This window comes from Kocuria turfanensis, assembly GCF_001580365.1.
Lineage (GTDB): Bacteria > Actinomycetota > Actinomycetes > Actinomycetales > Micrococcaceae > Kocuria > Kocuria turfanensis.
In genome coordinates this window covers 2,867,817-2,880,205 of the sequence record NZ_CP014480.1, presented here as the reverse complement: position 1 = coordinate 2,880,205, position 12,389 = coordinate 2,867,817, and the positions used below count along the sequence as shown (strand labels likewise).

The 12,389-nt window shown below is 73.9% G+C and carries 14 protein-coding genes; 9 read left to right on the top strand and 5 right to left on the bottom strand.

Translation table 11 applies throughout. The features are described from left to right. Nucleotides 1–153 precede the first annotated feature (153 nt). The gene (locus AYX06_RS13250) at nt 154–696 is read left to right on the top strand and encodes a hypothetical protein (RefSeq protein ID WP_062736171.1); all 543 of its coding nucleotides are present in this window, start codon (nt 154–156) and stop codon (nt 694–696) included. A 92-nt stretch (nt 697–788) separates the two neighbouring features. Here AYX06_RS13250 and AYX06_RS13245 read toward each other — a convergent pair whose 3' ends face one another. Further along, nucleotides 789–1,772, bottom strand: coding sequence for a cation diffusion facilitator family transporter (locus tag AYX06_RS13245; RefSeq protein WP_062736170.1), 984 nt, complete (start codon nt 1,770–1,772; stop codon nt 789–791). Next, nucleotides 1,769–2,275, bottom strand: coding sequence for a substrate-binding periplasmic protein (locus AYX06_RS13240; protein WP_232319312.1), 507 nt, complete (start codon nt 2,273–2,275; stop codon nt 1,769–1,771). Before AYX06_RS13240 ends, AYX06_RS13245 begins: the two co-directional genes overlap by 4 nt. Before the next feature lie 155 nt (nt 2,276–2,430). On the opposite strand from AYX06_RS13240, the gene AYX06_RS13235 reads away from it, so the two are divergent. From AYX06_RS13235 to AYX06_RS13200, 8 genes are all read left to right on the top strand, one after another. Further along, nucleotides 2,431–2,733, top strand: a complete 303-nt coding sequence (locus tag AYX06_RS13235) for an urease subunit gamma (protein ID WP_047801647.1) — start codon at nt 2,431–2,433, stop codon at nt 2,731–2,733. A gap of 25 nt (nt 2,734–2,758) precedes the next feature. After that, entirely contained in the window at nt 2,759–3,145 is a 387-nt protein-coding gene (locus AYX06_RS13230) for an urease subunit beta (protein WP_062736169.1), read from the top strand. Continuing rightward, on the top strand, nt 3,142–4,854 hold the full coding sequence (ureC, locus tag AYX06_RS13225) for an urease subunit alpha (protein ID WP_062736168.1): 1,713 nt from the start codon (nt 3,142–3,144) through the stop codon (nt 4,852–4,854). Before AYX06_RS13230 ends, ureC begins: the two co-directional genes overlap by 4 nt. A gap of 71 nt (nt 4,855–4,925) precedes the next feature. Next, nucleotides 4,926–5,414: an urease accessory protein UreE gene (locus AYX06_RS13220; protein WP_062736167.1), complete on the top strand. Its 489-nt coding sequence runs from the start codon at nt 4,926–4,928 to the stop codon at nt 5,412–5,414. Continuing rightward, nucleotides 5,395–6,105, top strand: coding sequence for an urease accessory protein UreF (locus AYX06_RS13215; protein WP_062736166.1), 711 nt, complete (start codon nt 5,395–5,397; stop codon nt 6,103–6,105). Before AYX06_RS13220 ends, AYX06_RS13215 begins: the two co-directional genes overlap by 20 nt. Before the next feature lie 84 nt (nt 6,106–6,189). Then, the gene (ureG, locus tag AYX06_RS13210; protein ID WP_062736165.1) at nt 6,190–6,843 is read left to right on the top strand and encodes an urease accessory protein UreG; all 654 of its coding nucleotides are present in this window, start codon (nt 6,190–6,192) and stop codon (nt 6,841–6,843) included. Then, nucleotides 6,840–7,733, top strand: coding sequence for an urease accessory protein UreD (locus AYX06_RS13205; RefSeq protein WP_084271621.1), 894 nt, complete (start codon nt 6,840–6,842; stop codon nt 7,731–7,733). Before ureG ends, AYX06_RS13205 begins: the two co-directional genes overlap by 4 nt. Before the next feature lie 121 nt (nt 7,734–7,854). Continuing rightward, nucleotides 7,855–8,094 carry a hypothetical protein gene (locus AYX06_RS13200; protein WP_062736164.1) on the top strand — a complete coding sequence of 80 codons (240 nt, stop codon included), beginning with the start codon at nt 7,855–7,857 and terminating at the stop codon, nt 8,092–8,094. A gap of 89 nt (nt 8,095–8,183) precedes the next feature. On the opposite strand, the gene AYX06_RS13195 is transcribed toward AYX06_RS13200, so the two are convergent. The 3 genes from AYX06_RS13195 to AYX06_RS13185 all read right to left on the bottom strand — a co-directional run bounded on the left by AYX06_RS13195 (nt 8,184) and on the right by AYX06_RS13185 (nt 12,295). Beyond that, nucleotides 8,184–8,891, bottom strand: a complete 708-nt coding sequence (locus AYX06_RS13195) for a DUF1990 family protein (RefSeq protein ID WP_147017626.1) — start codon at nt 8,889–8,891, stop codon at nt 8,184–8,186. A 128-nt stretch (nt 8,892–9,019) separates the two neighbouring features. After that, complete coding sequence (locus tag AYX06_RS13190) at nt 9,020–10,816, bottom strand: L-lactate permease (RefSeq protein WP_062736163.1); 1,797 nt, start codon at nt 10,814–10,816, stop codon at nt 9,020–9,022. Nucleotides 10,817–10,924: 108 nt separating this feature from the next. Continuing rightward, nucleotides 10,925–12,295, bottom strand: coding sequence for an FAD-binding oxidoreductase (locus AYX06_RS13185; protein WP_062736162.1), 1,371 nt, complete (start codon nt 12,293–12,295; stop codon nt 10,925–10,927). Between the last annotated feature and the right edge of the window lie 94 nt (nt 12,296–12,389).

The window sequence follows — 12,389 nt, the reverse complement described above, 5'->3', positions numbered from 1 at the left end:
CGCAGAAGGCTCCCGGAGGCCTCGTGGAGGACCCGCAGAATCGGGCGTCGCGCCTTGTGAGCGCACCAAAAGCTTGCTTACGGTGGAGGAGCACGACCCGGGGCGCACACCGCACGGCGGCCCCGGGACCAGGCCGACACCAGGAGGCTCATCGTGAACACGCATCAACGCACCACCACCCGCAGGGCCGCGGCGAGTGTGCTCGCCGCCGCCGCGCTGGGACTCGCCGGCTGCGGCAACGGCGAGGCCGAGACGGGCACCGACGTCGAGGACGTCCAGGAGAGCGAGGTCCTGGAGTCCTCGCCGGCCCCGCAGGAGGCCGGGGAGACTCCGGCCGACGTCGTCGCTCCCTACAGCGGCGCCTACAACCGGGACTTCTCCGACGACCGGGCGCTGTACGAAGGCCAGGAGGTGACCCTCACCGGCGAGGTCGAGGACGTCGTCTCACCGAACGCGCTGCAGCTCTCGGACCCGAACGACGTGGAGCTGGGCTCGCTGCTCGTGCTGCACGACGCCGACCTGCCGGATCTCCAGGACGGCGCGCTGGTCGAGCTCACCGGCACGCTCCAGGCGTCGTTGGACGTGGCCGCCGCCGAGGAGGACCTCGGCGCCGATCTCGGGGACGAGCTCTCCGACATGGAGGGCGAGTCCTACGTCCGGGCGACGGAGGTCACTGTGACCCAGCAGGAGGAGTGAGACCGCGTTCCGTCACCGAGGGGCCGGGCCCGGTGGAGCGTCCTGAGCGCTCCGCCGGGCCCGGCCCCTCCTCCTGTCCGGGGCACGTCCGCTCAGCACGGGACCTGGTCCTCCGGCAGCTCCGCCACGGGGGCCAGGACCACGTCCTCGATCTTCCAGTCCAGGTCTGTGCACCGCTGCCGGGCTGCCGCGAGCTGCTCGAGCGTCGGCATCGCACCGGCCACGGGGACCAGGAACCCCTCGACGTGGAAGACGTGGCCCTCGTCGCGGACCCGGACGCCGACGTCGAGCACCCACGGCTGCTGGCGCAGCACCGTCTCCACCTCCCGGATGAGGGGGTGGGGAGCGGCGTCGTCGTACGTCGTGGCCCGGGAGTCCACGAGGTCGGACACGGAGCCCCGGAGGTTGGTGACCCCGTCCGCGACGATCGAGGTGGAGACCACGAGCGCCGCGACCGCGTCCGCCCACCACAGGCCCATCCCGATGCCCAGGACACCGGCGGCCGTGGCGAGCCCGGTCATCCAGTCCGCCTTGTTCATGGCGGCATCGGCGAAGAGGACCTTGTCGTGCAGCTCCTCGGCCAGCCTGATCTTCATCCGCCCCAGGATCACGGGCGGGATGCTCGTGGCCACCATGACGGCCACCATGGGCCAGCCCGCCCACACCGGGACGCCGAGGACGTTCAACACCCCGATCGGCGGCCGGTCCCCGGTCAGCAGCGCCGTCCCGGCGTCGGCCACCAGGGAGCCCCCCATTCCCAGCAGCGCGACCGCCGCCACGAGGTGGCCCACGCCCACGGCCCGGTGGTAGCCGTAGGGGTGCCGCGGTGTCGGTGAGCGCCTCGCGATCCGAGCGGCCACGAGAAACGCGATCGGTGGCAGGAGCGAGAGCATGTCCTCGACCCACGCGGTCCTCATGGCCTGGGACTGACCGGCCACGAGTCCTACGGCCGCAATGATGAGCACGAGCACCCCGATGGTGGTCCACTCGAGGCGCACCGCGCGGCGCAGCGTCCCCGACTGCTCCTCCGTGAGCTCGGTCGCCCCGAACCTGCCCGCCCCCGGTGCGCGCCTCACCGCCCCTCCTCCCGTTCCACCAGGAACGTCTCCAGCTCGGCGAGGAAGCCGTTCTCCCCCAGCCGGGTGGCCAGCACGAGCTTCTCCGTGCGGCCGTCCCACGTCTCTATCTCGGTGTGCGGGCGGGTCAGGGCGGCGTGCTTCGCCCAGGGGGACGTCTCGGTGAGGCCCGCGACGACGACGTCGAGGTCACCGCCTTCGAGCGAGCGGATCAGGTGGCTCTCGGCGCCGGGGTACCACACCACCTCGGCGTCGATCCGGTCGGCGAACTCCTCGACCAGCTCGACCTCCACGCCCGAGGGGCGGCCGCTGTCGGCGACCTCCGTCCAGGGCGGGCTCTCCGAGACCCCGGCCCGCAGCTCCCCGCCGCGCACCCGGTCGAGGGTGCCCTCCGGGTCCTTCGGGAACCCCGAGGCGCACCCCGAGCCCAGGACCGCGAGCAGCGCCGCCACCGCGAGCGCGCGCCGGCAGGACCGCATCGACACCACGACCTCTCCGAGCACCGGCGCGGTCCCGGCGGACCGCGCTCACTTCCCGTGCTCCCGGCGGCCGGCCGCCGGTCCCGGCACGTGCCCGAAACATCCGGTGAACCTCGCCGAAACACGGGACCCCTAGCGTGACGACTGTCCCTGAGCGCCCGCCGTCCCCGAGGAGAGCCGTGCACCTGACACCCCGTGAGCAGGAAAAGCTGCTCGTCGTCGTGGCCGGTGACCTCGCGCGCCGCCGCCGGGACCGCGGGCTGCGGCTCAACCACCCGGAGGCCGTCGCCCTGATCACCGCCGAGCTGCTGGAGGGCGCCCGGGACGGCCGGACCGTGGCCGAGCTGATGTCCTGGGGCTCCACGATCCTCGCCCGCGAGGACGTCATGGAGGGCGTGCCGGAGATGATCTCCTCCGTCCAGGTGGAGGCGACGTTCCCCGACGGCACCAAGCTCGTCACCGTCCACGACCCCATCCGCTGACCCGCCCGGCCCCGAAGGAGCGCCCGTGATCCCCGGAGAGTACGTCCTGCGGCCCGAGCCCGTGCTGATCAACGCCGACCGGCCCACCACGGAGGTGGACGTGGTCAACCGCGGCGACCGCCCGGTGCAGGTGGGCTCGCACTTCCACTTCGCCGAGGCCAATCCCGGGCTCGAGTTCGACCGGGCCGCGGCCCGGGGCTTCCGCCTCGACGTCCCCGCCGGCACGGCCGTGCGCTTCGAGCCCGGCGACCGCAAGCGGGTGCGCCTGGTGGCCCTGGCCGGGCGCCGCGAGGTGCACGGCCTCGCCAACCAGGTCGACGGTCCCCTCGACCGCCCCGCCGGCGCCGCCCCGGGGCCCTCCGTCCCGGCCGCCGGCCCGTCCACCACCGCGCCGGAGCAGGAGCAGGCATGAGCCACGAGATGTCCCGCGCCCAGTACACCAGCCTCTACGGCCCCACCACCGGGGACCTGGTGCGCCTGGCGGACACCGAGCTGTTCCTCGAGGTGGAGCGCGACCTCACCGTCCCCGGCGACGAGGTGGTCTTCGGCGGCGGCAAGGTGATCCGGGACGGCATGGGCCACAACGGCCGGCTCACCCGGGACGACGGCGTGGTGGACACCGTGATCACCAACGCGGTGATCCTGGACGCCTCCGGGATCTACAAGGCGGACGTGGGCCTGCGCGACGGGCACATCAGCGCGATCGGCAAGGCCGGCAACCCGGACATCATGGACGGGGTGGACGTCCTCATCGGCGCCTCCACCGAGGTGATCGCCGGTGAGGGCCGGATCCTCACCGCCGGCGGGATCGACTCGCACATCCACTTCATCGGGGCCGACCAGATCGGCACCGCCCTGTCCTCCGGGATCACCACGATGTTCGGCGGCGGCACCGGGCCCGCCGAGGGCTCCAACGCCACCACGATCACCCCCGGGGCGTGGCACCTCGCCGGGATGTTCCGGGCGCTCGACGGCTACCCCATGAACTTCGGGCTGCTCGGCAAGGGCCACGCCTCCGCCCCGGAGCCGCTCGCCGAGCAGATCCGGGCCGGGGCCGTGGGCCTGAAGATCCACGAGGACTGGGGCGCCACCACCGCGGCGATCGACACGGCCCTGGCCGTGGCCGACGCCTTCGACGTGCAGGTGGCCATCCACACCGACACGCTCAACGAGTGCGGCTTCCTCGAGGACACGGTGGCCGCCATCGCGGGCCGGGTGATCCACACCTTCCACACCGAGGGCGCCGGCGGCGGGCACGCCCCGGACATCATCCGCATCGCCTCGCTGCCCCACGTGCTGCCGTCCTCCACGAACCCGACGCTGCCCTACACCCGCAACACGGCCGAGGAGCACCTGGACATGCTCATGGTCTGCCACCACCTCAACCCGGACATCCCCGAGGACGTCGCCTTCGCCGACTCCCGGATCCGGCCGGAGACGATCGCCGCGGAGGACGTCCTGCACGACCTCGGGGTCTTCTCCATGACCTCCTCGGACTCCCAGGCCATGGGCCGTGTGGGCGAGGTGGTGCTGCGCACCTGGCAGCTCGCCGACCAGATGAAGCGGCGCACCGGCCCCCTGCCCGGGGAGACCGGCCGCGGGGACAACGCGCGGCTGCGGCGCTACGTGGCCAAGTACACGATCAACCCGGCGCTCGCGCACGGGATCGCCGACGTCGTGGGCTCGGTGGAGACCGGCAAGTTCGCGGACCTGGTGCTGTGGGACCCCGTGTTCTTCGGGGTGAAGCCGCACCTCGTGCTCAAGGGCGGGCAGATCGTCCACTCCCTCATGGGCGACCCCAACGCCTCCATCCCCACCCCGCAGCCGCAGCTGATGCGCGACGCCTTCGGGGCCCGGGGCACCGCCCCGCACGCCAACTCGATCACCTTCATGTCCCGCGCCGCCGTCGAGGCGGGCGTCGGCGAGCGCCTGGGCCTGCGCAAGCGGGTGCTGCCGGTGGGCGGGATCCGGGGGCTGACCAAGCAGGACATGCGGCACAACGACGCCACCCCGCGGATCGAGGTGGACCCGCAGACCTACGAGGTCCGGGTCGACGGCGAGCTCGCCACCTGCGAGCCCGCCGAGGAGCTGGCCATGGCCCAGCGCTACTTCCTCTTCTGACCGGCCCGCCGGCCGCCCCGCACGTCCCGAGCACCCTGACCGTCCCGACCTTCCCGAGAGGACCCGCACCCGTGATCGTCGAAGCCGTCCTCGGCAACCTGGCCGAGCTCACCGAGCAGGAGCGCGCCGGCCTGCACCTGGAGCGTGTCGCCCTCTCCGGGCCCGAGCTGCGCAAGCGCGTCCAGCGGGTCGTGACCGACCACGGCACCGAGCTGGGCCTGCACCTGGCCGAGCGCCGGGAGCTCAAGGACGGGGACATCCTGCACCGGGAGGGCCGCAACGCGGTGGTGGTCTCGACCCTGCCCACCGACGTCCTGGTCGTGGCGCCGGCCACGATCGAGGAGATGGGCCGCGTGGCGCACGCGCTGGGCAACCGGCACCTGCCCGCCCAGTTCCTCGGCCCCGCCGCCGAGGTCGCGCAGCTGCCGGGGCACGACGGCCTCATGCTGCTGCAGTACGACCACACGGCCGAGGCCTTCCTGCAGGAGACCGGGGTGCGCTTCGCGCGCGTCGAACGGCAGATGGAGGTCCCGTTCCGCCATGCCGAGCACACCCACTGACCCCGCCGTCCCCGCCGCCGCGGGGATGCTGGCCGTGCTGCAGCTGTGCGACTCCGCGCTGCCCACCGGCGCCTTCGCCCACTCCCTGGGCCTGGAGACCTACCTCGACGACGGCACCGTGGGCGACGAGCCCGGCTTCCTCGCCTGGGTGCGGCACTGCCTGCACCACCAGGTGGTGCCCGCCGAGGGCTGGGCCGTGCGGGCCGTCGCCACGGCGGCCGACGACGACGCCGTGTGGCGCGCCGACGAGCTGCTGGCCGCCCAGGCCCTGCCCGTCCAGGTGCGGGACGCCGCGTCCGCGATGGGCCGGCGGATGACCGAGATCGGCGCGGAGAACTTCACCTCCCCCCGGCTGCTGGCCTACGCGGACCGGCAGCGCGCCGGGACGAGCCGGGGCAGTCCCGCGGTGGCCTTCGCCCTCGTGGGCGCCGGTCTCGGCGTCCCCTGGGAGCAGCTGGCCGGGGCGTACCTCTTCTCGACCGCGACCTCCCTGACCCAGAACGCCGTGCGCGGGATCCCCCTCGGCCAGAACGCGGGCCAGCGGGTCCTGCGCGCCCTGCACGAGGACGTGGCCCTCGGGGTCGAGCGGATCGGGCGCATGCCCGAGGAGGAGGTCGGGGCGACCAGCCCCGGCCTGGAGATCGCCCAGATGCGCCACGCCTGGCAGCGGGCCCGGATGTTCATGTCCTGACCCGCCGACCGGACCGGCACCCCTGCGTGCCCCGACCGTCCCGACCGCACCGACCGCACCGACCGCACCGACCCAGGAGTTCCCATGACCACCGTTCCCCCCGCCCCCACCACCCCGACCGGCCGCGGGCCCGTGCGCATCGGCGTGGGCGGGCCCGTGGGCGCCGGCAAGACGCAGCTCGTGGAGCGGGTCACCCGGGCGCTGATCGACGAGGTCTCCATGGCCGCGATCACCAACGACATCTACACGATCGAGGACGCCAAGATCCTGGCCCGCAACGGGGTGCTGCCGCTGGACCGGATCGTGGGCATCGAGACCGGCGGCTGCCCGCACACCGCCATCCGCGAGGACACCTCGATGAACGAGGCCGCGATCGAGAGACTGTGCGCCGAGCACCCGGACCTGCAGCTCGTGTTCGTCGAGTCCGGCGGGGACAACCTCTCGGCCACGTTCAGCCCCGAGCTGGTCGACTTCTCGATCTACGTCATCGACGTGGCCCAGGGCGAGAAGATCCCGCGCAAGGCCGGGCAGGGCATGATCCGGTCGGACCTGTTCGTGATCAACAAGATCGACCTCGCCCCGCACGTCGGGGCCGACCTGGACGTCATGGCCGCGGACTCGGCGGTGTTCCGCGGGGACCGGCCGTTCTGCTTCACCAATCTCCGCACGGACGAGGGCCTCGAGCGGATCCTCGCGTGGATCCGGCACGACGTGCTGATGCTGGACATGGCCCGGTGACCGCGCCCACGGCCCCGGCGGCCGGTCCGGGACGCGTGCCGGGGCCCGGGCCGGGGACTCCCGCCCCGACCGGGCGGCTCGCGCTGGTCCTGGCACCCCGCGGGGAGCGCACCGTGGCCGTGCGGCAGTTCCACGCCGGGGCCCTGCGGGTGCTGCGCCCGCACCGCCTGGACGGGTCGGGGCAGCCGTGCTTCGTCGTCGTCAATCCCGGCGGCGGCTACCTCGGCGGGGACCGCTACGAGCTCGACGTCGCGGTGGAGGCCGCCGGCACCGCCCTGGTCACCACCCAGTCGGCGACCAAGGTCTACCGCAGCCCGGGAGCCCCGGCGCGCCAGGACGTGCGGATCGCGCTCGGCCCCGGTGCGGTGCTCGAGTACCTGCCGGACCAGCTGATCGCCTACGAGGACGCCGAGTACGTGCAGTCCACGACCGTGTCGATGGACCCCTCGGCCTGTCTCGTGGCGAGCGAGGTGGTCACCCCCGGGTGGGCACCGGACGGGACGGTCTTCCGCTACCGCGGCGTGGCCCTGCGCACCGAGGTGGTGATGGACGGGACCACGGTGGTGCTCGACAACCTCCGCCTGCGCCCCGCCGAGGACGCCGTGGCCGGGCTCGGCTTCCTGGAGGGCCGCACGCACCTGGGCTCCCTGCTGGTGGTGGACCCGCGGGTGGACCGCGCCCTGGTCGACCAGGTCCACGAGCTGCTCGCCGCCGCCGAGCAGCGGCTGCCGCAGCTGCGCTGCGGGGTCTCCGAGCTGCCGGTGCCGGGGCTCGTGGTCCGCGCCCTGGGACCGGGCTCCGCGGAGCTGACGGAGCTGCTGCTGGACGTCTCCGCGCTGCTGCGGGCCCGGTGGACCGGGCAGGGGCGCGTGGCGCTGCGCAAGTACTGAACCCGGGGCCCGCGCGCCGGCCGGGGACGGACATCCGATCTCAACCGCCCGGAAACGCCACGGCCACATCCGGGGGCGAGGATGGGAGGGTCCCGCCGCACGACCCGGAAGGGGGCCGCCCATGACCGCGCCCAGCCCCACCACTGCGCCCGCCCGCTGGATCCTCGGCCTGTCCCGGGTGGTGCCCGGCGACCGGATCGAGGTGTGGGAGCACCGGCAGCTGCGCTGCACCGGCACCGTGAGCCAGGTGGCGCCCCACCTGGGGGTGCTCTGGCTGCTGGAGGACCGCACCGACATCCCGCGCCTGGCCACCCTCCGGGACCACCGCCTGCGCCGCTGCCCGCTGCGTCCCGCCGCCTGAGCCGGTCCGCCGGCGCCCCGGGACCCCGCGACGCCCGGGCACGCGTCCGGGCGCGGCTCGTGCCCGGGCGCGGCTCGTGCCCGGGACCGTCAGAGTAGACCGCGCAGATAGCGCCGGGTGACCCGTTCCTGCACGCACCGGGCCGCCGGAGCCCCCGCCCGGGCCCACCACGCGGCCGGGCGGGAGAACGCGGTGATGCTCAGCACCACCGTGCCGTCCGGGCGCAGGTCCAGGCAGAACAGCTCTTCGCCCCGCTCCGGGTGGCCCTCCAGCGTGCCGTAGGCGAAGCCCTGCCGCCGGGGCTCGTCGAGCACGCGCACGACCTCGCACGGCGCCTCGAGCCGCAGCGGCCCCCATCCCAGGCGCAGCACCACCCGGGCGCCGAGGGCGGCCCGCGCGGCCGTGGGCCGCACCTCGAAGCCCGCGGACCGGTGCATGTCCCAGCCCATCAGCCGCTCGGCGGCCGCCCGGAACGCAGCCTCCCCGACGCCGACGGCGCGGGAGCGCACCAGGTGGTCGTAGCCGGCCGGCAGCGCACCGGCGGTCGCCCCGACCTCGGGGTAGGTGAGCCGGCGCTGCTCCAGCGGCGCGTCCCGGCGGCGCCCCGCGCGCGGTGCCCGCGCCCGGCGGGACGTGCCGGGACCGTCCCGGTGGCCGCGGGCCCGCTCCCCCGCCCACCGGCCACGGCCGCCCTCGCCGGCCGGGGTCCCGTCGGCGGCGACGCGTCCGCGGGACCCGGGGCCGAGGTCCTGCTCGTCGTGGGCGCCGTCGCCGGCGGGCTGTGCTGCGTCGTCCATGCCCTCAGTCTCCCGGATGCACCCCGCCACGCCGTGACCGGCCGGCAGGTCGTCGCCGTCGTCCTGTGGAGCGCCGCCCTTCGGCACCGTGGCCCCCGGGCGCGCACGTCCAGGGTGCCGTGCCCTGCTCAGACGCGGGAGCGGGCCGGGCCCCGCTGCTCCGCCGGGACGTTCTTGCGCATCATCCAGCGGGCCAGCACGGCCAGCGCCACGAGCAGCAGGACGAGCTGGACGGTGCCCAGGTTGAGCCCCACCCCGTGGATGAAGATGAACGCGATCGCGCCGGCGGCCAGACAGTAGTAGGTGGTCACGAGCACGGTCTTGCGCAGCAGGTCGCCCTCGCGGCCGAGCAGGCCCACCGTGGCGGAGGCCGCGACGATGTTGTGGATGGCCACCGGGTTGCCGCCGGCGCCCCCGACGGCCTGGGCGGCCACCACGAGCTCGGGCGGCACGCCGATCTGGACGCCGGTCGAGAACTGGAACTGCGCGAAGGTCAGGTTGGACACGGTGTTCGAGCCCGCCACGAACGCGCCCAGGGCCCCGATCCAGGGCGCGATCACCGGCCAGGCCCCGCCCGAGAGCGCGGCGGCGCCCTCGGCGAGGGTGACCGGCATGCTGGAGATCCCCGACTCGTTGAGCTCCGGCCCCGACTGGATGAGGATCCGCACCAGGGGAACGGCGAAGAGCAGGGCCGCGGCGGTCCCGGCCAGCTGGCGTCCCGAGATCCTGAGGGTCTGCGAGATCTCCCGCGCGTTCATGCGGTGCAGGACGTAGGCGAAGACGGACGCCAGGATCAGCAGGAAGGCCGGGGAGTAGAACGGCTGCACGCTGGTGGTGATCCCGGTGCCGAAGAGGTTCTCGAACGGGATCGCGATGCCCGTCAGGAACTCCTTCAGCGGGGCGACGACCCGGGTGGCCACCAGCAGGGCGGCCATCAGCACGTACGGGGCCCACGCGCGGACCAGGCTCATGTGCGTCGACACGTCGGCGGCCTTCGTGGGCTCGATGGTGCCGGTCCAGCGGTCGAGCCAGGCCTCCCGGGGTCCGAAGTCGAAGGTGTCCTTCGGCATGAGGAAGCCGCGGCTGGAGGTGAACATCACCAGGACCAGGCCGATCAGCCCGCCGAACAGCGAGGGGAACTCCGGGCCGAGGAACCGCGCCACCAGCACGTACGGGACCGTCATGGCCACGGAGGCGTACAGGGCGAAGGGCCACACCGCGAGACCGTCGCGGAACCGCCGCTCCGGGCCGAAGAAGCCGGTCAGCATGCACACGAGGATCAGGGGGATGAGCAGGCCGACGACGGCGTGGATCGCCGCCACGTAGAAGCCGATCTCGGAGACGAACTCCGGCATGGTGAGCCCGAGCTCCGCGGCCCGGTCGGTCACCGCCGGGTCGCCGCCCAGGCCGTTGGCCACACCGACGAGGATGGGGGTGCCGACCGCCCCGAAGCTCACCGGGGTGCTCTGGATGATCAGTCCCACCATGACCGCCGCCATCGCCGGGAAGCCCATCGCCAGCAGCAGCGGGGCGACCACGGCGGCGGGGGTGCCGAAGCCGGAGGCCCCTTCGATGAAGGAGCCGAAGAGCCAGCCGATGATGATGGCCTGCACCCGCCGGTCGGCGGAGATGTTGTCGAAGCCGGCCCGGATGGTGGCCATGGCGCCGCCCACGGTGAGGGTCGAGAGCAGCAGGAGGGCGCCGAAGACGATGTAGAGGAGCGTCACGGCCACGATCAGGCCCTCGACGGTGGCCGCGAGGACGCCGGCGAAGCTCATCCGCCACACGAGCAGCGCCACCACGACGGCGACGACGTAGCCCACCGGCATGGCGTACTTCGCGGGCCACCGGAATCCGGCCAGGAGCACGCCGACCAGGAGGATGGGCGACAGAGCCAGGAGGCTCAGCACAGCGAGGTTGTCCACGGAGAGGTCCTTTCTGACCGGGGTGCGGGGTGCGGGGAGACGTGCGGCGGCCCGGGCCCCTGCGCGGGTCCGGGCCGCCGCGGCGTGGTCGGTCGGCGGTGGCCGGGGTCAGATGGCCTTGCCCGGGTTCAGGATGTTGTTCGGGTCGAAGGCGCGCTTGATGCGGTGCTGGAGGTCGCGCGAGACCTCCCCGACCTCGGCGGTGAACCAGTCCTGCTTGAGCAGCCCGACACCGTGCTCGCCGGTCAGGGTGCCGCCGAGACTCCGGGCGAGCTCGAACATCCGGCCGAGGGCGTCCTTCGGGGCGCCCTGGGTGATGGACTCGTGCTCGGCGACGACGATCATCGGGTGCAGGTTGCCGTCGGCGGCGTGGGCGACCGTGTAGATGTCGACGCCGGTGTCCTGCGAGATCTGCTGGATCCCGGTGACGATCTCGGCCAGTCGGTTGCGCGGCACGCCGACGTCCCCGATGGAGGTGCGGCCCAGCTTCTCCAGCGAGGGGATCGCGTCCCGGCGGGCCTGGACCAGGGCCTCGGCCTCCACCGGGTCCTCGGCGATCAGGACCGATTCCGCGAAGGGCTCGATGGCCCGCAGCACCACGTCGCGCTCGATCTCGGCGCCGAAGCCGTCGGTCTGCGCGAGCAGGAAGGCCTCGCCGCGGCGGCGGTGGTCGGTGCCGGTGGCGAGGTCGATGGCGCCCAGGGTCGGCCCGTCCACGAGTTCGAGGACCGACGGGGTGGCCCGGGCCGCGACCACCGCCGAGGCCGCCGCCGCCGCCGCCGCGACGTCCCGGAAGTACGCGGCCACGGTGGCGGTGGCCACCGGCGCCGGCCGCAGCCGCAGCGTGGCCTCGACCACGACGCCCAGCGTGCCCTCGGAGCCGATGAACAGGGCGTTCATGTCGTAGCCGGTCACGGCCTTGATGGTCTCCGTCCCGGTCACCAGCACCCGGCCGTCGGCGAGGACGACCGTGAGGCTGAGCACCGACTCGCGGGTCACGCCGTACTTGGCGCAGCGCATGCCGCCGGCGTTGGTCGCGATGTTGCCGCCGATGGAGCAGATGGCGGTGCTCGCGGGGTCCGGGGCGTAGAACAGGCCGTACTCGCCCGCGGCCGCGTTGAGGTCGGCGTTGAGCACTCCCGGCTCCACGACCGCGATCTGCTCGACCGGGTCGATCCGCAGGATCCGGTTCATCCGCCGCACGTCCAGGACGATCTCGCCGCGGCACGCCGAGGAACCGGCCGCGAGGCCGGTGCCCGCGCCGCGCGGCACCACGGGGATGCGGTGCTCGTTCGCCAGGGTGAGGGTCTGGACCACGTCCTGCACCGACTCGGCCTGGACGACGCCGTCCGGCAGGGTCGGGGGGACGTAGCCCGAACGATCCGTCCGGACGAGCTCGAGCTCGGCGGGGTCCTGCGTGAAGCGGGGCAGCCCGGCGAGCGCCTGGGAGAGATGCCCGGTGGAGGTGTTGCTGGTCATCGGTCGCCTCCTTGCGACGATCGGCGCGGCCGCCGCCCGGGGCGCCGTTCCCGCCGGAGTGCGCAGGGACGACAGGTGCGGGCGGGCACCCGGT

What these genes read in the sequence shown, in the direction of transcription:
- ureC (WP_062736168.1), top strand. Translation starts at nt 3,142, where the DNA reads ATGAGCCACGAGATGTCCCGCGCCCAGTACACCAGCCTCTACGGCCCC.
- ureG (WP_062736165.1), top strand. Translation starts at nt 6,190, where the DNA reads ATGACCACCGTTCCCCCCGCCCCCACCACCCCGACCGGCCGCGGGCCC.
- AYX06_RS13185 (WP_062736162.1), bottom strand. Translation starts at nt 12,295, where the DNA reads ATGACCAGCAACACCTCCACCGGGCATCTCTCCCAGGCGCTCGCCGGG.
- AYX06_RS13215 (WP_062736166.1), top strand. Translation starts at nt 5,395, where the DNA reads ATGCCGAGCACACCCACTGACCCCGCCGTCCCCGCCGCCGCGGGGATG.
- AYX06_RS13200 (WP_062736164.1), top strand. Translation starts at nt 7,855, where the DNA reads ATGACCGCGCCCAGCCCCACCACTGCGCCCGCCCGCTGGATCCTCGGC.
- AYX06_RS13195 (WP_147017626.1), bottom strand. Translation starts at nt 8,891, where the DNA reads ATGGACGACGCAGCACAGCCCGCCGGCGACGGCGCCCACGACGAGCAG.